At 60.1% G+C, this 20,391-nt stretch carries 14 protein-coding genes; 10 read left to right on the top strand and 4 right to left on the bottom strand.

Annotated features, from left to right (window positions below):
• The first annotated feature begins 1 nt into the window (after nt 1).
• From smc to ffh, 3 genes are read left to right on the top strand one after another with little or no spacing between them, the layout of a single operon-like run.
• Nucleotides 2-3,538 (top strand): chromosome segregation protein SMC, encoded by a 3,537-nt coding sequence (gene smc / locus ACTQ0H_RS06420; protein WP_441547945.1) that lies wholly within the window; start codon nt 2-4, stop codon nt 3,536-3,538.
• Nucleotides 3,538-4,455, top strand: a complete 918-nt coding sequence (gene ftsY / locus ACTQ0H_RS06415) for a signal recognition particle-docking protein FtsY (RefSeq protein WP_441547944.1) — start codon at nt 3,538-3,540, stop codon at nt 4,453-4,455. The genes smc and ftsY overlap by 1 nt, the downstream gene beginning before the upstream one ends.
• A gap of 10 nt (nt 4,456-4,465) precedes the next feature.
• Nucleotides 4,466-5,959, top strand: a complete 1,494-nt coding sequence (gene ffh, locus ACTQ0H_RS06410) for a signal recognition particle protein (protein WP_441041149.1) — start codon at nt 4,466-4,468, stop codon at nt 5,957-5,959.
• 116 nt (nt 5,960-6,075) lie between these two features.
• On the opposite strand, the gene ACTQ0H_RS06405 is transcribed toward ffh, so the two are convergent.
• On the bottom strand, nt 6,076-6,834 hold the full coding sequence (locus ACTQ0H_RS06405; protein WP_441538332.1) for a NifB/NifX family molybdenum-iron cluster-binding protein: 759 nt from the start codon (nt 6,832-6,834) through the stop codon (nt 6,076-6,078).
• 216 nt (nt 6,835-7,050) lie between these two features.
• On the opposite strand from ACTQ0H_RS06405, the gene thyA reads away from it, so the two are divergent.
• The 4 genes from thyA to ACTQ0H_RS06385 all read left to right on the top strand — a co-directional run bounded on the left by thyA (nt 7,051) and on the right by ACTQ0H_RS06385 (nt 10,927).
• Nucleotides 7,051-7,899 (top strand): thymidylate synthase, encoded by an 849-nt coding sequence (gene thyA / locus ACTQ0H_RS06400; protein ID WP_154515464.1) that lies wholly within the window; start codon nt 7,051-7,053, stop codon nt 7,897-7,899.
• A 9-nt stretch (nt 7,900-7,908) separates the two neighbouring features.
• Nucleotides 7,909-8,427, top strand: coding sequence for a dihydrofolate reductase (locus ACTQ0H_RS06395; RefSeq protein ID WP_441056725.1), 519 nt, complete (start codon nt 7,909-7,911; stop codon nt 8,425-8,427).
• A gap of 109 nt (nt 8,428-8,536) precedes the next feature.
• On the top strand, nt 8,537-9,451 hold the full coding sequence (locus ACTQ0H_RS06390) for a TrmH family RNA methyltransferase (protein WP_427719619.1): 915 nt from the start codon (nt 8,537-8,539) through the stop codon (nt 9,449-9,451).
• 126 nt (nt 9,452-9,577) lie between these two features.
• Nucleotides 9,578-10,927, top strand: coding sequence for an MATE family efflux transporter (locus tag ACTQ0H_RS06385; protein ID WP_441538329.1), 1,350 nt, complete (start codon nt 9,578-9,580; stop codon nt 10,925-10,927).
• A gap of 85 nt (nt 10,928-11,012) precedes the next feature.
• Here ACTQ0H_RS06385 and ACTQ0H_RS06380 read toward each other — a convergent pair whose 3' ends face one another.
• Nucleotides 11,013-11,498 carry a cob(I)yrinic acid a,c-diamide adenosyltransferase gene (locus ACTQ0H_RS06380; RefSeq protein WP_154515476.1) on the bottom strand — a complete coding sequence of 162 codons (486 nt, stop codon included), beginning with the start codon at nt 11,496-11,498 and terminating at the stop codon, nt 11,013-11,015.
• A 92-nt stretch (nt 11,499-11,590) separates the two neighbouring features.
• On the opposite strand from ACTQ0H_RS06380, the gene ftsH reads away from it, so the two are divergent.
• Complete coding sequence (gene ftsH, locus ACTQ0H_RS06375) at nt 11,591-13,483, top strand: ATP-dependent zinc metalloprotease FtsH (RefSeq protein ID WP_195838531.1); 1,893 nt, start codon at nt 11,591-11,593, stop codon at nt 13,481-13,483.
• 76 nt (nt 13,484-13,559) lie between these two features.
• Nucleotides 13,560-14,012 carry a DUF523 domain-containing protein gene (locus ACTQ0H_RS06370; protein ID WP_441538327.1) on the top strand — a complete coding sequence of 151 codons (453 nt, stop codon included), beginning with the start codon at nt 13,560-13,562 and terminating at the stop codon, nt 14,010-14,012.
• A 128-nt stretch (nt 14,013-14,140) separates the two neighbouring features.
• On the opposite strand, the gene ACTQ0H_RS06365 is transcribed toward ACTQ0H_RS06370, so the two are convergent.
• On the bottom strand, nt 14,141-15,229 hold the full coding sequence (locus ACTQ0H_RS06365; protein WP_154515482.1) for an iron-containing alcohol dehydrogenase family protein: 1,089 nt from the start codon (nt 15,227-15,229) through the stop codon (nt 14,141-14,143).
• Nucleotides 15,230-15,739: 510 nt separating this feature from the next.
• Here ACTQ0H_RS06365 and ileS point away from each other — a divergent pair.
• A complete protein-coding gene (ileS, locus tag ACTQ0H_RS06360) occupies nt 15,740-18,517 on the top strand; it encodes an isoleucine--tRNA ligase (RefSeq protein ID WP_441538367.1) in 2,778 nt (925 codons plus the stop codon).
• A 228-nt stretch (nt 18,518-18,745) separates the two neighbouring features.
• On the opposite strand, the gene ACTQ0H_RS06355 is transcribed toward ileS, so the two are convergent.
• Nucleotides 18,746-20,344, bottom strand: coding sequence for a DUF4368 domain-containing protein (locus tag ACTQ0H_RS06355; protein WP_441538323.1), 1,599 nt, complete (start codon nt 20,342-20,344; stop codon nt 18,746-18,748).
• Nucleotides 20,345-20,391: the final 47 nt, after the last annotated feature.

The raw sequence follows: 20,391 nt of genomic DNA, 5'->3' as shown, positions 1-20,391 counted from the left end.
CGTGTATCTCAAGTCCCTTACGCTCAAAGGGTTCAAGTCGTTTGCCGACCGCGCCCATATGACGTTTGAGCCGGGCCTGACCGTCATCGTCGGTCCTAACGGCTCGGGAAAATCGAATATCTCCGATTCGATTCTGTGGGTACTGGGTGAGCAGAGCGCCAAGCAGCTGCGCGGCCAGGCCATGGAGGACGTCATCTTTTCGGGCTCGTCGGCGCGCAAGCCGGTGGGCGTTGCCGAGGTCACGCTGGTGCTCGATAACTCGGACCATGTGCTGCCTGTCGACTTTGACGAGGTTGCCATCACCCGCCGCATGTATCGTTCGGGCGAGAGCGAATACCTCATCAATTCGAGTCCGTGCCGCCTGATGGATATCCAGGACATTTTGCACGATTCGGGCTTGGGTAAGGATACGCATTCCATTATCAGCCAGGGCAAGCTCGATGCCATTTTGCAGAGCCGTCCCGAGGAGCGCCGCGTCCTTATCGAGGAGGCTGCCGGCATTTCCAAGCACAAGCGCCGCAAGGAGCGTGCGCTCAAAAAGATTAAGTCGATGGACGAGCACCTTACTCGTGCCCGCGACATCAATAAGGAGATTGCCCGTCAGCTGCGACCGTTGGAGCGTCAGGTCGATCGCGCGCGCAAGTACAAAGAGCTGTCCTCGCGCGCGAACGAGCTTACGCAGATGCTGGCCGTTGACGAGCTTCGTTCGCTGCAGTCGCAGTGGAACGATCTGGAGAGCCGTTCCAAAGAGGGTGCCGCCGAGCTGGAGCTTGCGCAGTACCGCTTGGGCGAAAAGGAGCGCGAGCTCGAGAAGCTCCAGGTGATGCTCGAGGAAAAGGGCCTGTTTGTGGGTGACTTGGGCGAACAGCGCCGTCATATGCAAGATGTGGTCGGCCGTATTAACTCCGATATGCGCCTGCTCGAGGAAAAGGGCCACAATATGGTGTCGCGCCTGTCCGATATGCGCGGCCAGATTTCGAGCTCCGAGCATCAGCGTCGTCGCGTGGTCGAGGAGCTCGAGGATGCACGTGCCCAGCTTGAGGAAGTGACCGGTGCGCACATGCAGGCCCAGGACGACGTTGACGCCGCCGGCCCTGCCGCCGCCGAGCTCCACGAGCGCCGTGTTGCGCTCGACAATCAGATTTCGCAGCTTACGCGCGAGCAACGCGATGTGCAGCGCGTGGCCGACAAGGCTGCGCTCGAGCTTGCCAAGGTGAAAGACTCGCTGAGCAATGCCGAGGTCGAGGACAACATGTATGCCTCGCGCCTGGAGCAGATTGACGAGCAGCTCGAGGAGGTCACGGCCTCGCTCGAGAGTCGTCGCGACCGTGCCGAGGAGCTCGACGGCGCGCTCGATCAGGCTCGCCAAGCCCAGGTCGATGCGCGCCAGGCCACCGAGGTCGCCCGTGCGGCGTTGAAGGACTTGCGCACCCGTGAGAGCGAGTCGCGCAACAAGCTGTCCGAGGTGCGCTCTGAGCTTGCGAGCCAAAAGAAGCTCGATGCCCGTATGGCCGATAGCTCGCCGTTGGTGAGCCGTCTGGTAGGGGCATTGGGCGATGACGTAACGGGCCGTCTGGGCGACGTGCTCGAGGCGCCGCGTGAGCTTGAGGGCCTGGTCGAGCAGCTGCTTGCCGGCGATATCGATGCCCTGTTGTTTGATGACGCCGCCACGCTTGAGCGTGCCGGTCGTGCGGCTTTGGACCAAAAGAAGGCCTCGGGCGAGGCACTGCTGGTGGCGCGTGGTGTGAGCGGCTCTGCTGCTGCCGAGGGCGCTGCCGGTTCGCGTCTGGTTGATCGCCTGTCCGTGCGTGCCGGTTATGGCCCGATTGTCGAGGCACTGCTCGGCGGCTATTACGTGGTCGATGACTTGCCTTGTGCGCTGGCGGCACCAGTCGTTGACGGTGTGACCTATGTGACGCCCGATGGCGCTCGCGTGAGCTTTGGTGGCCTGGTGCGCGTGGGGCTCGATGCCGGCGAGGCCTCGGGTGCCCTGGAGCGGAAGCGCCGCATTCGCGAGCTCGAAGGCCTGGAGCCCGATTTGGCTGCCGTTTTTGAGCATGTGTCGAACCAGGTTATCGAGGCCAATGCGGCCGTCGAGGAGGCGCGTGCCGCCGAGGGTGATGCCGCCGGCGAGATCGCTCGTCTTGAGGGCGAGCGTCGCTCGCTGCTCTCCGAGATTGGCCGCCTGGAGCAAAGCGCCAACAACGCCGAGGTCGAGCGTGCGCGCATCTCCAGGCGCCGTGAGCAGGCGGCCGAGGCCGTTCGCGCCGCGCGCCCGCGCGTTGACGAGCTCACCCGTTCGCGCGACGAGGCCCGTGCGCAGGTAAGCGACCTGGGTCTCCAGATTGCCGAAGCCAACGACGAGCTCGATCGCGTGCGCCGTGACGATTCCGAGGCAGCCGGTAAGCTCGCCGATGCCAAGGTGCGCCTGGCCCAGACGAGCGAGCGCCTGCGTTCGCTGAAGGGCCGCGTGCCCGATCTGGAGCATCGCCTGGAGGGCATTGACCGCCGTATCCGCGGAACACGTCAGGCTTCGCGCTCGCTCGAGCTGCTGCGCCTGCGTGTCGATCCCATGCACGAGCGCTATTCGGCCCTGCTGGAGCGTGCATCTGATTGGGCCGCGCGCCTGCGTGACCAGGCCTCACTCGAGGAGGCAGACTCGGCTTCGCTCAAGAAAACCATCGAGGATGCCAAGGCCGAGGTCTCCCGCGCCAAGGAGCGGGTCGATGCCGCCACGGCGACACAAAACGAGTTCAAGGTCGCGCGCGGCAAGCTCGAGGTGCAGGTAGAGGCGGCCATCAAGGCCATTACCGCCGATGGCACCACGGTGCTTGAGGAAGCGCTCATGCTTCCTGCTCCCACCGATCGCGACGCCGCCGAGCGCGAGCTCAACCAGCTCGTGCGCCAGATCAACAACCTGGGCCCTGTGAACCAGGTTGCCATGGAGGAGTACGAGCAGCTCAAGCGCCGCGCCGATTACATCGAGGAGCAGCTGGCCGATCTGGAGAGCGCGCGCAAGGCGCTCACCAAGATTACCGTGGCCATCGACCGTAAGATGCGTAAAGCCTTCCTGGTGACCTTCGAGAAGGTCGATGCGAATTTCCGCGAGATCTTCGCCATGCTGTTCCCGGGTGGCCAGGCACATCTGGAGATGACCGACCCCGAGCACCCGGCCGAGACGGGCATCGAGGTCGTGGCGCAGCCGCGCGGCAAGCGTATCACCAAGATGATGCTCATGTCGGGCGGCGAGAAGAGCCTGACGGCGCTTGCCCTGCTCTTTGCCGTGTATCGCACGCGTACGGTGCCGTTCTATGTGCTGGACGAGGTCGAGGCGGCGCTCGATGACGCCAACCTGTCCAAGCTCATCGGCGCGCTTGACGTGCTGCGTTCCGATACGCAGCTCTTGGTTATCTCGCATCAGCGCCGTACTATGGAGGACGCTGACGTCCTCTACGGCGTCTCGATGCAAGCTGACGGCGTCAGTCGCGTCGTCTCGCAAAAACTCGATCGCGAAACCGGAAAGGTCGTGAATGCATAATGGGATTCTTCGATGCTCTCTCGCGCGGACTTGAGCGTAGCCGCGAGGCCCTCAACGAGGTCTTTTACTTTGGCGGCGAGGTCGACGAGGATTTTTGGGAGGACCTAGAGGACACTCTCGTCATGGGTGACATGGGTGCCGAGGTCGCCATCCAGGTCTCCGACGACCTGCGCGATGCCGCGGCCAAGAAGAACCTCAAGACCGCCCCGCAACTCCGTCGGGCCCTGGCCGAGCAGCTCGAGCAGCATTTTGTACCCGTCGAGCGCGATCCGTTCGCCGACACGCCGAGCTGCGTTCTGTTTGTGGGCATCAACGGTGCCGGCAAGACCACTACGGTCGGCAAGATCGCGAGCGCCATGGCCGCCCGCGGCAAGAACGTCGTGATCGGCTCGGCCGATACCTTCCGCGCTGCCGCCATCGAACAGCTCGATGTGTGGGGCCAGCGCGCCGGCGTCCCCGTCATAAAGCGCGACCGCGGCTCAGACCCGGCAAGCGTTTGCTACGACGTACTCGATGAGGCCGATAAGCGCGGCAGCGACCTGGTGCTCATCGACACCGCCGGTCGTCTGCACACGAGCCCCGAGCTCATGCGCGAGCTTGCCAAGGTGGTCAGCGTGACGCGTAAGCGCGCCGCCAATATGGCCGCCGGCCCCATGCCCGTCTCGGTCGTCCTCGTGATCGATGCCGCGACGGGCCAAAACGGCCTGAACCAGGCGCTCGAGTTTAATGAGGCGCTGGGTCTGGACGGTATTATCATGACTAAGCTCGACGGCACGGCAAAGGGCGGTATCGCCATGGCCGTGGCCGAGAAGCTCAAGCTCCCGATTCTGCGCGTGGGCGTGGGCGAGCAGGTCGATGACCTGCAGGAGTTTAATGCCAAAGATTTCTGCCGCGCCCTGGTGGGCGAGTCCAACTAAGGAGTGACCAGTGTTTGATTCTCTGAGCGATCGCCTCAACGACACATTTGACCGCCTGCGCGGCAAGGGCAAGCTGACCGAGGCCGATATCACCTCGGCCATGCGCGACATTCGCATGGCGCTGCTCGAGGCCGACGTCAACTTTAAGGTCGTCAAGGAGTTTGTCGCCAAGACCAAGGAGCGCTGCATGACCGCCGAGGTCATGGAATCGCTGACTCCGGCGCAAAACGTCGTCAAGATCGTGCTCGACGAGCTCACCGAGATGCTCGGCTCCACCGAGAGCAAGCTCGTCTTTAGCAACCGCATTCCCAACGTCATTATGCTCGTGGGCCTGCAGGGCTCCGGTAAGACCACGGCGGCTGTAAAGCTGGCATACCTGCTCAAGAAGCAGGGCCGCTCGCCGCTGCTCGCCGCGTGCGACGTCTACCGTCCCGCCGCTGCCGACCAGCTGGCCACGCTTGGTGGAGAGATCGGCGTGCCGGTCTTCCGCGGTGACGGCGAGCACCCGGTCGATATTGCCAAGGGCGCCATCCAGGAGGCCGTCGACCACCTGCGCGATGTGGTCATCGTCGATACCGCCGGTCGTCTGCAGATCGACGAGCAGATGATGCAGGAGGCCGTGGACATCAAGAAGGCCGTCAAGCCCGATCAGGTGCTGATGGTCGTCGATGCCATGACCGGCCAGGATATCGTCAACGTTGTCTCGACCTTCGCCGAGCGCACCGACTTTGACGGCGTGATCATCTCCAAGCTCGACGGCGATGCCCGTGGCGGCGGCGCGCTTTCGGTGCGCCAGGTGACCGGCAAGCCCATCAAGTTCGTGAGCATGGGCGAGAAGCCCGATTCGCTGGAGCCGTTCTATCCCGATCGCATGGCCAAGCGCATCTTGGGCATGGGCGACGTCGTCGGCATTATCGAGAAAGCCCAGGAGGCAGCCGATGCCGAGCAGCTCGAGGCTGCCGAGCGCATGCTGCGCGAGGGCTTTACCATGAACGACATGCTCGACCAGATGAAGGCCGTCAAGAAGATGGGCGGTATGAAGGGCATTCTGGGCATGCTTCCCGGCGGCCAGCGCGCGCTCAACCAGATGGGCGGCAACCTTGATGAGGGCATCTTCGACAAGAACGAGGCCATCATCATGTCGATGACCAAGGAGGAGCGCCTGCGTCCTTCCATCATCAACGGCCAGCGTCGCGCCCGCATCGCCAAGGGTGCCGGCGTGACCCCCACCGAGGTCAACAGCCTTATGAAGCAGTGGGGCGAGATGAACAAGATGATGGGCCGCATGCGCTCGATGGCCAACCAGGCGCAAGCCGGCGGCAAGAAGGGCAAGAAGGGTAAAAAAGGCAAAAAGATGCGCATGCCCAATATTCCCGGTCTGGATGCCATGGGCCTGGGCAGCATGGGCGGCCTGGGTGGCCTGGGTGGCATGGGAACAGGTGGTCCCAAGTCCGATATGGACCTGCTGCGCCAGATGGAAGCGCAGATGCGTAATAAAAAGTAACGACTGGTTGAGTCGAGTATGGCGAAGGCCGCCTGGATGGTACTCCAGGCGGCCTTCGCCGTTCGTTCGCAGGTTTTCTCACGCGCGGAAGCGTGTTGACGTTGAGGTGCTTGCCACTAGTGGCAGCCACAGCCCTCGTGCCCTTCATGGTCGTGGTGGCCGTGGCAGCCGCAGGACTCGCCATGCTCGTGGGCGTGCTCGTGCCCGTGGCAGTCGCAGGTGGCCTCGCCGGTCTGCGCGAGCGTGCCGGCAATGAGGGCCTCGACGCAGGCGTCGCAGCTGCCCTGGGCGCCCGCATAGACCGTGATGCCTGCCTGGGTGAGCGCGTTGATGGCGCCGCCGCCGATACCGCCGCAGATGAGCGTATCGACGCCACCGTTGGCGAGCAGACCCGCTAGGGCGCCGTGACCAGTGCCGCCGGTGCCTACGACCTGCTCGTTGAGCACCTTGCCATCCTGGATGTCATAGATTTTGAACTGCTCGCTGCGGCCAAAGTGCATAAAGATGTTGCCGTTGTCGTACGTCGTTGCCACCCTCATGGTGCCGACCTCCTTTGCTGGCCATATGGCCGTCGTCGTAGGTGTAGGGGAGTATGCGATATTGCCGCCCTCGATACTAAGTGCTCGCCCGTTGACCAGCGCGTTTGCCACCTTGCGATGCGCGCGGCTGCAGATGGCCGCCACGGTGGCACGGGCGATGCCCATTTGCTGGGCGACGGCCTCCTGATTGAGGCCTTCCAGGTCGCAAAGCCGTAGGACTTCGAGCTCATCGACCGTCATGTCGATGGCGTCTCCGCTGGCAAGGCCGTCAGGGGTAAAGCCGCGATATTCGGGAATGATCCCAACACGGCGCAATTTTTCACGTCTTCCTGCCATACACTCTCCAAATCTGACATATGTCAACAATAGGATAGCGCGTATACGAAACCCTTCAAGCTATTTTTGGCATATGTCAAAAAAGCTAAAGGTGCAGCATTTGCGAATGCGGCGCCGTACTGCCGTGCATTGCGTGTGCCGCTCCAAGTGTGCAATTCGATGTTGCGCGCCTGGGCTACAATAAAAATCGCTTATAGGCGACTGACAGGAGGGTCAATGAGCAAAGCTGATCAACAGTTTGTAGCCATGTGCCGCGATATTCTGGACCATGGCACCACTACCGAGGGCCAAAAGGTTCGTCCGGTGTGGGAGGACGGCACCCCTGCCTATACCATTAAAAACTTTGGTGTCACGGCACGCTACGACCTGCGTGAGGAGTTTCCGGCGCTTACCCTGCGTCGTACGGCCCTCAAATCTGCCATGGACGAGATTCTATGGATCTATCAAAAGAAGTCCAATAACGTGCATGACCTCAACAGTCATATTTGGGATGAGTGGGCCGACGAGACCGGTTCCATCGGCAAGGCCTATGGGTATCAGATTGGGCAGAAGAGCCATTATGCCGAGGGTGACTTTGACCAGATGGACCGCGTGCTGTACGACCTTAAGCACACGCCGTACAGCCGCCGCATCATGACCAATACGTACGTGTTTAGCGACCTGTCCGAGATGCACCTGTATCCGTGCGCCTACAGCGTGACCTATAACGTCACGCAGCGCCCGCAGGACGATAAGCCAACACTCAACATGATTCTCAACCAGCGCAGCCAGGACATTTTGGCCGCGAACAACTGGAATGTGTGCCAGTACGCCATTTTGCTGATGATGGTCGCGCAGTCGGTCGATATGATCGCTGGCGAGTTGCTGCATGTGATCGCCGATGCCCATATTTACGACCGTCATGTCGATATCGTCCGCGAGCTTATCGAGCGTCCGCAGTTTGCGGCTCCTAAGGTAACGCTCAACCCCGATGTGCATGATTTCTACGCGTTTACGACTGATGATCTGATCGTTGAGGGCTATGAGCACGGCCCGCAGGTCAAGAACATCCCCATTGCGGTGTAGGTGACGCGCATGACGTGTAAGCTTTCTGCCATTGTCGCCGTGTGCGATGACTGGGGCATTGGGTGCGAGGGTGACATGGTCGTGTCCAACCGTGCCGACATGCGCCATTTTGTGGCGTGCACCAAAGGTTGCCCGGTCATTATGGGACGCAAGACCCTGCTGAGTTTTCCCGGCGGGCGTCCGCTCAAGAACCGTCGCAACATTGTGCTCACACGCGACGAGGGCTTTGCTCCCGAGGGCGTCGACGTGGTGCATAGTATCGATGAGGCGCTCGCCGCGGTTGCCGATGAGCCCGTTGCCTGGGTGATCGGTGGCGGCGAGGTGTATCGGCAATTTTTGCCGTACTGCGTGGAGGCCGAGGTCACGCATAACCATTGCGTACATGACGTGGATACGTACTTTCCCGACTTGGACGCCGATTCCGCGTGGGAAGTTGCGCGGCGCGACGGGGTTGCCACGATTGCCGCGGGCGAGGGCGACGAAGGCCTCGATTATGAGTTCGTGACATATCGTCGCGTTGATGCTTAAATCGTCTGGCGTGAACGGTATCACCGGGTTGATTGAATGCATGGGGCGGCGCTTAGCGTCGCCTCGTTTGGTATAGATGTGCTGTAAAGAAGGGTACGGGCTGGCTGCTATGACTGATGCCGTTGAGGTGCTGCGAATCGATTCCCTTAATGATGAGCGGCTCGACGCCTACGTGCGACTGACGGAGCGCGAGCTGCGCTGCGTGCTGGAGCCGCAAAAGGGCATCTTTATCGCCGAGAGCGCCAAGGTCATCGAGCGCGCGGTGCGTGCCGGATACGAGCCGGTGAGCTTTCTTTTGGGTGAGCGCTGGCTCGATCAGATGATGCCGCTGTTCGAGCGTCTGGTTGTACGCGAGGGCGCAGGTCCGGTTCCTGTGTTCGTGGCCTCCATGGAGCTCATGGAGCAGTTGACGGGCTTTAACGTGACGCGTGGTGCGCTCGCGGCGTTCCGTCGCCCGCGTCAGATTCCGGTTGATGAGTTCTTGGGCGGCGTCGTCGAGGTGGCGGGTGAGCGCCCGGTGCGCGTGTGCGTGCTCGAGGGTATTGTCGACCATACTAATGTGGGTGCGATTTTCCGCTCGGCGGCAGCGTTGAATGTCGATGGCATTTTGGTAAGCCCCACTTGCTGTGACCCGCTGTACCGCCGCTCGGCCCGCGTGAGCATGGGCACGGTGTTCCAGGTGCCCTGGACGCGCATTGGCAGCGAGGCGCGCGTATGGCCGCATGATGGGCTGGCGGCGCTGCACGATGCCGGCTTTTCGTGTGCCGCCATGGCATTGACGGATGATTCGGTGTCGTTGGACGATCCCGCGTTGCGGGAGATTGACCGGTTGGCGATCTTTATGGGCACCGAGGGCGCCGGCCTGGGCGCCAAGACCATCGCGGGCTGTGACCGGGCTGTGCGTATTCCGATGGCGCATGGGGTCGATTCGCTCAACGTGGCCGCGGCGAGTGCTGTCGCTTTTTGGCAGTTGTGTCCGCACGTGAGCAACGAGTATCACTACCAGCCGGGACTGTATCACTAGGCAGATATTTTGCACCGGGCTCTGATTCCGTGTGTTTCGGTTGACGCCGGTCGGTGCTAAGCTGGTGTCGGCTTTGGTCATAAAATTGACGTTTTGTTGTTTGACGTGCGCTGGTGGGGAGGGCGTGTGGCTAAGAAATCTACGGCTATCGATGTAACACAGGGTGTTATTTGGCAGCAGTTGCTTTCGCTGTGCGTTCCCATCTTTTTTAGTTCGTTTTTTCAGCAGGCCTACACGCTTATCGGTACCTATATCGTCGGTCAGTTTGGCGGCAAGCTCGCGTTGGGCGGCATCCAGGCCACGATGGTGCTCACGGAGCTCTGCATCGGTTTTTGCGTCGGTGTTGGCGCCGGCTGTGCTGTCATTACGGGTCAGTATTTTGGCCAGCACGATGATGAGCGACTGAGTCGTTCGGTCCATACGGCCATGTCGCTCGCTCTGGTGGGCGGTATCGTCGTCTCGATTCTGGGCATAGTGTTCGTTGAGCCCATGCTGGTGCTTATGAATACGCCGCATGAACTATTGGCCGAGGGTGTGGCCTATGCTCGTTGCTATTTTGCCGCTATGGTTGCGGCGCTGCTGCTCAATATGGGCACCGCGCTGTTGCGTGCCGTGGGCGACACGCGTGGCCCTGCCGTGATCATCGCTTCCGGCTGCCTCGTTAACGTGGTACTGGATATCATTTTTGTTGCCGTGCTGCATATGGAGGCTCTGGGCTGCGGCATCGCGGTGGCGCTGACCATTTGCTCCAACGCCACGATGATCGTGATTCGCATGATGCACGCACCGGGTGCGTGGCGGCTTTCACTGTCCAAACTCGGCATTGATCCTGGTATTTGCAAGAGCATGATCTCGTGTGGTCTGCCGCTTGGCTTTCAGTCTGCTGCGTATTCGATTTCCAACGTCTTGATTCAGGTGTCGGTCAACTCGTTTGGTGCCGATGTCACCACGGCCTGGGGTCTTTCGGGCCGCTTAGATGGCATTGTCTGGATGGTTACCGAGGCGCTTGGCGTGTCGATCACCACGTTTTCGGCACAGAACTTTGGCGCGCGCAACTACGAGCGCATGCGCAAGGGCTACCATACGTCGCTCGTGATGTCGTTTATGCTCATTGGTGGCCTGTCTGCCGTGCTGCTGGTGTTCTCGGGTCCTCTGTCGCGTCTGTTTGTCGACGATGCTTCGATCTCGGCCTACACCACGACCATCATCCATTTTATTGCGCCGTTCTATGCGATTTTCTCGATTATCGAAAACGCGTCGGGCTCCATTCGCGGTGCCGGCGTGAGCTTGCAGCCCATGATTCTCACGATTTTCGGCACCGTCGTGCTCAGGGTGATCTGGGTGTTTGCGATCATGCCTTTCGATCCGTCGCTTGAGCTCCTGCTGCTGGTTTACCCCGTAACCTGGCTCATCACGGCCGCGATGTTCACCATCTACCACCACAGCGGCAACTGGCTAGGCCGCGCTACTGCCTAATGATCCGTATGAGACAGAGGAAAACGGATCATTGCTCTCCGTGGTGATGTCGATGATTCGTTTTCCTCCGTCCCCTTTGGATCAATTAGTATTCGATGCCTTGACGGGCTAGGAGGCCTTCGTCGAAGTAGTGTTTGACGGGGCGCATTTCGGTTACGAGGTCGGCAAGGTCGGCGAGGGGCAGCAAGCCGCGGCCAGTGAGCACGAGCTCCGTGGTGGTTGGTTTCATCGCGATCAACGCTTCGACATCTTCGCGCGTCACAAAGCCCCGTCGCATGGCTTCTCCCAGCTCATCCAAGATCAGCACGTCGACTTGGCTAATCTGCTCGCGCGCCAGCTCCATGATCTGTGCGGCACAGGCTTCGGGCGTGTCGCGGTCGGCTTGTACGATGCAAAGCCCCAATCGAGGAGCTGCGTCATGTTCGGCGCAGTGCAGCTTCTTGGCAAACTGAAGCATGAGCACGTTAAGTCCATAGCCCGTGGCGCGCAGCGCGAGCCCCAGCGCAGCCGTCGTCTTGCCCTTGCCGTCGCCCGTATAGATTTGAACCTTGCCGACTTCCAGTGATGCCATCTCTGTCCTTTCGTGCCCGGTGTCGGTTTATCGCCGGCCGGGTTGGGTATTCTAGTTAGCATTATCAACCCCAGTAGATGGAGTTCAAGCAGATGGAGATGGATGACAACAAACGTAGACGGAATATGATCCTCTACGTGCTCATCGCCTTCGTCGTCTACCTCGTGCTCTCGACCGTTCTGTTCCCCAACATCGGTCACACGCAGCAGATTACGAAGACCGATTACTCGACGTTTGTCAAAGCGCTCGACAAGAAGAGCGTCGATAAGGTCGAGTACAACACGGACGATTACTCGATTTATTACACCAAGAAGGGCGAGGACGAGAACATCGCCTACAAGACGACCGGTGTGCCGAATGATGCGGGCTTTACCGATCGCGTGCTTGAATCTGGCGCCTCGCTTGAGTCGGTCGTTCCCGATAAGAACTCGGGTCTGATGACTTACTACCTGCTCACCCTCATTCTTCCCATGGCGATTTTCTTCCTGATCGGCTGGTGGCTCAACCGCCGCATGAAGAAGGCCATGGGTGATGACGGCCCGTCGATGAACTTTGGCGGCGGCGGTTTTGGCGGCGGTGGACTGGGCAAGTCCGGCGCGCGCGTGATTGCCTCCAAGGACGTGGGCGTGACCTTTAAGGATGTTGCTGGCCAGGAAGAGGCCAAGGAGTCCCTCAAGGAGGTCGTCGACTTTCTGGAGAAGCCGCAGCGCTACGAGGAGATTGGCGCCAAGCTGCCGCGCGGTGCCCTCCTTGTCGGTCCTCCGGGTACCGGTAAAACCCTGCTTGCCAAGGCTGTGGCCGGCGAGGCTGGCGTGCCGTTCTTTAGTATTTCGGGCTCTGAGTTTGTTGAGATGTTCGTCGGCCGCGGCGCCGCCAAGGTTCGCGATCTGTTTAAGCAAGCCAAGGAAAAGGCCCCGTGCATCGTCTTTATCGATGAGATCGATACCATCGGCAAGAAGCGTGACGGCGGCGGCTTTAGTGGTAACGACGAGCGCGAGCAGACGCTCAACCAGCTGCTGACCGAGATGGACGGCTTCGATAACCACAAGGGTATCGTCGTCCTCGCTGCCACCAACCGTCCCGACAGCCTTGACCCGGCCCTGTTGCGCCCCGGTCGTTTTGATCGCCGCATCCCCGTTGAGCTGCCCGACCTGACCGGCCGTAAGAACATTCTTGAGCTGCACGCCAAGAGCGTGAAGACGCAGCCGCCGATCGATCTGACCGCGATTGCCCGCGCCACGCCCGGTGCCTCGGGCGCCGACCTGGCCAACATTATCAACGAGGGCGCCCTGCGTGCCGTCCGCGAGGGTCGCAAGCGCGCCACGCAGGACGACTTTGAGGAGTCGGTGGAGGTCGTCATCGCCGGTCAGCAGCGCAAGTCCACGGTGCTGTCCGACCACGAGAAGCAGGTCGTTTCTTACCACGAGATCGGCCATGCCATCGTTGCCGCTCGCCAGAAGGGCTCTGCGCCGGTCACGAAGATCACCATCGTGCCGCGCACGAGCGGTGCTCTGGGCTACACCATGCAGGTCGAGGAGGACGAGCGCTTCCTGACCACGCGCCAGGAGATCCTGGACAAGCTCGCCGTCTATTGCGGTGGCCGTGCAGCCGAGGAGCTCATCTTTGGCGAGATGACGACCGGCGCCGCCAACGATATCGAGCAGGCCACCAAGCTCGCCCGTAACATGGTGACGCGCTTTGGTATGTCCGATGAGTTTGGCATGATGGCGCTCGGTACCGTGCAGAACGCGTACCTTAACCAGGATACGTCGCTCACCTGCGCCCCCGGTACGGCCGAGCGCGTGGACGCGATTGTCGCCAAGCTGATCGAGGATGCGCACGACCGCGCCCTGCAGATCCTGAAGGAGAACAAGTTTAAGCTCCACGAGCTGGCTCGTTATCTGTACAAGAAGGAGACGATCACGGGCGAGGAGTTTATGAATCTCCTCACGCGTGAGAATCCGCTGATGCCAAAGCAGCAGTAATACTAGTTGCGCAGTGTCAATCGCCCCATTTGAGTGTCCATCTCAAATGGGGCGTTTTGCTTGGGAAGGGTTGTATATGAAGATCGTGGTAAGTGCCTGCTTGATGGGCGAGAGCTGCAAGTATAACGGGCTCGATAATTACCATCGCGAGCTGGTCGAGGCTTGTGAGCGCACGGGAACCGAGGTGCTCCTCGTGTGCCCTGAGGTTTTTGGCGGCCTGCCCACACCGCGCAAGCCGTCCGAGATTGTGAACGGCGAAGTCCGTACCTACGAGGGCGCCTCGGTCGATCGCGAGTTTCGCCTGGGTGCCGAGCGCGCACTCGACATGTGCGAGCAGGCGGGTGGGCCGGAAGAGATCGCCGCGTGCGTCTTGCAGGACCGTAGTCCCTCGTGCGGTGCAGGTCGCGTCTACGATGGCACCTTTAGCGGCACGCTCACCGCGGGCAACGGTGTCTTCGTCGACCTGCTCCTGCACCACGGGTATCGCGTGATTCCCGCAAGTGAATTTGACCCGAGCATGTTGGAATAGCAAAAGAATGGGGTAGCCATCATTTGAATGGCTACCCCATTTGCTGTCGAGATAAACTATTTCACCAATTAGAAATGGCGTTTGCCCAGATAAAACCTGCCAAAATAAACCTGTCCCTTTTTGGTAGGTTAGGCGAGGAGCGTGTGGCCGTAGGCGTTGGCTGCCTTGATGGCGGCGGCGAACTTCTCGTCGGTGAAGGGCTCGGGGTTACCCTGCTTCCACTCGTTGGTGGCGTGCGCGTACTCGCACAGGGCAGGGATATCGGCCTCGGAAAGCCCGACCTGCTCAAGCGTCACGGGCAGGCCCATCTGCTTGTTAAAGGCCGCATAGCGCTCAAGGTTCTCGGTGTCGCCCGTGTAGGCGAACAACACGAGCACGCCCAGGCTTACGACCTCGCCGTGCAGGTAGGTGCCCTCACGCGGAATGCTGCAAGTGGCGTTGTAGAACGCGTGTGCCACGCTCGAGTTGTAGTAGTAATCGTTCTGGTTGGTCAGGTTCGAGACATATCCCGTGTTGACCACGATGTCGAGCGCGATCTGCTTGACGGCCTCGCTCGACAGGTCCTGGCGCACGTCCTCAAGACCCTGGACGCCATAGGTAAACAGCGGCTCGGAGCAGGTGTGGGCGAGTGCCAGGCCAAGACCGGCGGTGTGCTCCAAATTTCCGGCGCTCGTGGCGTACTCGACCTCGGGCTGCTTGGACAGGGCATCGCCTACGCCGGCCCAGAAGTACTCTGCCGGTGCCTCGGCGATGATCTTGGGGTTGATGAAGATGTGCGCGGGGCGGTTGGGGTACGAATAGCCCTCGAGCGAGCCGTCGTCGTTGTAGACAACGGCAATGGCGGTCGCGGCGGAGCAGTTGGAGCAAATCGTCGGCACGGTAAAGACGATCTTCTTGAGCTCGATGGCTGCGGTCTTCACGGTGTCGAGCGCCTTGCCACCGCCGCAGGCGATAAGCACGTCGGCTTCCTGGCAGGCGGGGGAGTTTACGACCTTGGCGATATTGGCGCGTGTGCTGTTGGTGCCGTAGACGCGCGTCTCCAGAACCTCGACGCCGGTGCCTGCCAGCGCGGCTTCGATGCCGGGAAGTGCTGCAGCCAGTGCTCGCTTGCCACCGATGATTGCGACCTTGGTCGCTCCGTATTCGGCCAGCGCGCCGGGCAGCTCGTCGAAGCAGTCCTCGCCGACGGTATAGTCGCTCATTCCGATCGTGCGCATAGCAACCTTCTTTCGTCCGATAAAGTGCTTTCAGGTATTTTGCTCCTAGAGAAGGCCCACATCCGCGAGAAATTTCGAACGTATAAAACCAGTGTTGAGGGTTTTTCGTCGGCGCGGAACGTGCTAGCATACTCCGCATAAGCGTTGATGGGGACGAGTAGTCGGCCGTCCGCATGCTACAGAGAGCGGGGAGCGCTGAGAACCCGTGCATGCGACCGATGAAAATCACCCCGGAGCTGCGGTCCCAACGGACGTGCCGCGCAGGCACGTCTTAGTAGATATCGCCGAGATGGTCGTCGATACAGGCCAGCCGAGTAACGGATGCGAGCGCGCGGCGACGCGGGCGAGGGCATCTAAGCTGGGTGGTTAAGCGAAGAGCTTTTACGGGCAGACTGCCTGTCTTGTGGCGCTTCGTCCCAGCTTGCAGGGACGGGCGCTTTTTTGGTGCCCAGAGGGCGTGCGCGCCCATGACAAGAAAGGGGTACCGTGGCAAACGAGTACAAGCAGACGATGAATCTGCCCAAGACCGGTTTTCCCATGCGTGCCGGTCTTTCCAAGTCCGAGCCCAAGCGACTCAAGGACTGGCAGGACAACAAGGTCTACGAGCAAGTTCTAAAGAAGAACAAGGGTCACAAGAAGTTCGTGCTGCACGACGGCCCTCCGTATGCCAACGGCCCGATCCACATCGGCCACGCCATGAACAAGATCTCTAAGGACATGATCAACCGTTACTGGATGATGCAGGGCTATGAGGTTCCCTATGTCCCCGGTTGGGACTGCCACGGTCAGCCGATTGAGCACAAGGTCGAGGAGAAGCTCGGCACCGAGAAGTTCAACCAGACCTCCACGGCTAAGATCCGCGAGCTTTGCAATAAGTTCGCTGTCGAGAACATCGAGCTGCAGAAGGCCGGCTTCCGTCGCCTGGGCGTGCTTGGCGACTGGGACAACCCGTATCTGACGCTCTATCACCAGCATGACGCCGCCGACATCGAGGTCTTCAAGGCCATGTTCGACAAGGGCATGATCTATCGCGGTCATAAGCCCGTCCACTGGTGCAAGCACTGTCACACCGCGCTGGCCGAGGCCGAGATCGAGTACTCCGACGAGACGAGCCCGTCCATCTTCGTGCGCTTTGAGATGACCACTAAGCCTGCCGGTCTCGAGAACTTCGACGGCCCGGTTGACTTCATCATCTGGACGACCACGCCGTGGACCATCCCCTCCGACCAGGCCGTTTCCCTTAAGCCCGGCGCCGCCTATGTTGCCGTTGAGCACGATGGCCGTGCCGAGGTTATGCTCGAGGACCTGGCTCCCAAGTGCTGTGAGGAGTTTGGCTGGGAGTACACCCCGGTCATGGTCGACGGTAAGCCCTATGTGGTTCCCGCTGAGACCTTCCACCACATCCACTACAAGCAGCCGATCTTTGACGGTGTCGAGGGCGTGGCACTGCTGGCCGATTACGTCGGCGTCGATGACGGTACCGGTATCGTCCACAACTCGCCCGGCCACGGCGTCGACGACTACTTCGCCTGCCTCAAGGAGGGCATCACCGATATCTGCATGCCGGTCGATGACGACGGTAAGTTCTACACCGGCGAGGAGTTTGGTACCGGTGGCCGCTTCAGCGGTATGGATACCGACGAGGCCAATCCGCACATCATCGAGTTCCTGCGCGAGCGCGGCACCCTGGTCCTCGAGAAGAAGATCACGCACAGCTATCCGCACTGCTGGCGCTGCAAGCACCCGGTGCTCTTCCGTGCTACCGACCAGTGGTTTGTCTCGATGGACAAGACCGGTTTGCGCGAGCAGGCTGGCAAAGAGATCCGCGAGAACGTCAAGTGGTATCCGGCCCACGCGGCCAACCGCATCGGTGCCATGGTCGAGCAGCGTCCCGACTGGTGCATCAGCCGTCAGCGCAACTGGGGCGTGCCTATCCCCAGCTACACCTGCGCCGACTGCGGCGAGAAGGTCATGAACGACGCCACGCTCGACGCCGTCATCAAGCTCTTCCACGAGAAGGGCTCCGACGCCTGGTTCACCGACGCTCCCGAGAGCTACCTGGGCGAGGCTTGCGTCTGCCCCAAGTGCGGCGGCCATCACCTCAAGGCCGATAAGGACATCCTCGACGTGTGGTGGGACTCCGGCGTGTCCTGGAAGGCCGTCTGCGAGTATCGCCCCGAGCTTGAGTACCCGGCGGATGTGTACCTCGAGGGCTCCGACCAGCACCGCGGCTGGTTCCAGAGCTCGTTGCTCACCTCGGTGGGTGCCAACGGCCACGCTCCGTACAAGGCGGTCGTCTCGCAGGGCTTCACGCTCGATGGCCAGGGCCGCAAGATGTCCAAGTCGCTCGGCAACGTCATCGACCCCAATAAGGTCTGCGACGAGATGGGCGCCGATATCATCCGCCTGTGGGTCGCCTCGGTCGATACCAGCTCCGACGTCTCCATCGACCACGAGATCCTTGCTCGTACGTCCGATGCCTACCGTCGTTTCCGCAACACGCTGCGCTTCCTGCTCTCCGAGCTCGAGGGTCAGTTTGAGCCCGAGACCGACGGCGTCGCCTTTGCCGACCTGCTGCCGCTCGACAAGCTCATGGTTGCCCGTCTGACCCAGGTCCAGGCCGAGGTCGACGACGCCTACGCCAGCTACGAGTTCCCGCGCGCCTACCGTGCGCTCTACGACTTTGTGGTTACCGAGCTTTCCAACGTGTACCTCGACGCCCTGAAGGACCGCCTGTACTGCGACAAGCCCGGCTCGCTCGAGCGCCGCAGCGCCCAGACCGTGCTGGCCGAGCTCTTCTCGATGCTCATGCGCGACCTGCAGCCGATCCTGTCCTACACGGTCGACGAGGCCATGGCCTATGCGCCCGCCGGCTGCGTCGATCACCAGAAGTACGCCGCGCTGCTCGATTGGTACAAGTCGCCCATCACGGTCGACGAGGCCAATGAGTTCGAGGGCGTGCTCGAGGCCTCGCTCGAGCTCCGTAGCGCTGTGACCAAGGCCCTTGAGGATGCCCGCTCCGCCGGCACCTTCACCAAGAGCCAGCAGGTCCGCGTCAAGGCGGTCGTTCCCGCCGAGATGTATGCGCTGCTGACCGGCGACAAGGCCGTCGATCTGGCCGAGTTCTACATCGTCTCCGATGTTGAGCTAACCCAGGGCGAGGAGCTTTCCGTCGCTATTGAGGCCGCCGAGGGCGAGTGCTGCGACCGTTGCTGGAACTATCGCACCACCGTCGGCGAGTACAACGGTCACGCGCATATCTGCAAGCGCTGCGCGAATGCCTTGTAGTTACGCGGTTTTACCAAACCGTGTAACAGGTTGACGCTGCAAACCCGCCAGAGCGGCAATCTGCCTTTCAGCTTCGGCGGCATGACCAGAAGGTCTATGCCGCCTTGCTTCAAGGCACCTTGCTCGCTCTGGCGGGTTTTCGCTCATATGACCCAATCCGCTGTCAAGAGCCACAATGGCCCCGCCGACCGCTTGCAATCGGTCGGCGGGGCCTGCCGTTTGCTGGGGTTAGATAGCGATACTTTTTACATCAACCATGTTACGGCGGTCATGGTTGACAACTTGCGTCGGCTCCTGCTCGGTATCAACCTGTCCGACAAAGCTATAATGGATTTCGATTTTCCGGGTGTTGGTTTCCCGGTCTAATTCATGTATCAAAATACGGTCGATAAACTCATGGACGTTTTCATAGGTCAATTCCTGTATGTCGCTGTATTTCCCGACAATCTGAATAAACCTTGATATATCCCTTTTTCGCTCGGTAACGGTTGCGATCTGCTGTTGTAACTCGTCTATCCTTGCGGCAAGGGATTTCTTTTCGTCCTCATAGCCGGAAGTTAGAAACACAAACCGTTCATCTGTCAGTCTGCCTAATGCGTTGTCCTCATACAGCTTGCGGAAAAGCGTGTCAAGTTCGGTCATACGCGCCTGTGCTTTGAAAAGTTCCTTTTGCTGCTGCGCTAATGCCTTTCTCGCTTCCATGTCGCCGTACTCGGTAGCTTTACAGATAAAGTCCTGTTCGTGTTCCTTAACATACCGCAAAACCCGCCGCATATCTTCCAGCACTAAATCAAGAAGTACGTTTTTGCGGATATAATGAGAGGTACACTCGCTGCCTGTCCTTGCCCTGTTGCGCCATGCGCCGCAAGAATAGGAAAACTTGCGCGGCTCGATATTTACGCCCTGTTGGTAATACATCTTATGTCTGCAACCAGCGCAAAACAGCAAGCCGGAAAAAATATCAATCTCCGGTGCTTTTGTCGGGCGGTGGCGGGTAGCAATCCGCTTTTGCGTAAGTTCAAAGGTTTCCTCGTCAACAAGCGGCTCATGGGTGTTTGGGAAGAAATAGCGTTGTTCTTCTTCGTTCTTCCGGGTCTTTTTCGACTTGTAGGATACCTTGTGAGTTTTCGCGGTTATGGTATGCCCTAAATATTCCTGCCTTGCTAATATGTCATAGAGCGTTTTGTCCGGCCAAGTATAGGGGGCGATCATTGCCCGCTGATACCGCGCCTGTCCTGTACGCTGATAGCGCAACGCTCCAATCGTCAAGACTTTGTTTTCCGCAAGCCATTTTTGGATTTCGCACATACGCACGCCGCTAACAAACATAGCGAAAACCTGTTTGACAATCGGCGCGGTTTCCGGGTCGGGTATAAGGTGGTGGCGGTTGTTCGGGTCTGGGATATAGCCGTATGGATATTCCCCGTTGACGCGCTCGCCTTTTTGCGCCTGTGCCTGTTTAACTGCGCGGATTTTCTTGCTTGTGTCGCGGGCGTAAAACTCGTTAAACCAGTTCCGCAAGGGGGTAAACTCGTTATCCTCCCGCGCTGTGTCAACTCCGTCGTTGATCGCGATATAGCGTACTCCGTTTTCGGGAAATACAATCTCTATGAGTTCGCCCGTTTTCAGATAGTTTCTGCCAAGACGGGAAAGGTCTTTGGTAATGACCGTCGCCACTCGTCCGGCTTCCACTTCCTGCAACATCGCTTGCAGCCCCTCGCGCTCAAAACTCACGCCGGAAAATCCGTCGTCCACAAAAAACTTGGCTCTTCGGTGGTTTCTGTGGGAGAGATTCCGGCATAGGCCCAGCTCAGCGGGCGAAAACAACGATCTGGAACTGAAACGGCCCCGGGAGGGGCCGTTTCCGCGTCATC

The sequence above is a fragment of the Collinsella sp. LCP21S3_A3 genome, from assembly GCF_052118905.1.
GTDB lineage: Bacteria > Actinomycetota > Coriobacteriia > Coriobacteriales > Coriobacteriaceae > Collinsella.
Note: the sequence above shows the minus strand (reverse complement) of the source record. Positions and strands in the feature narration are given on the sequence as shown.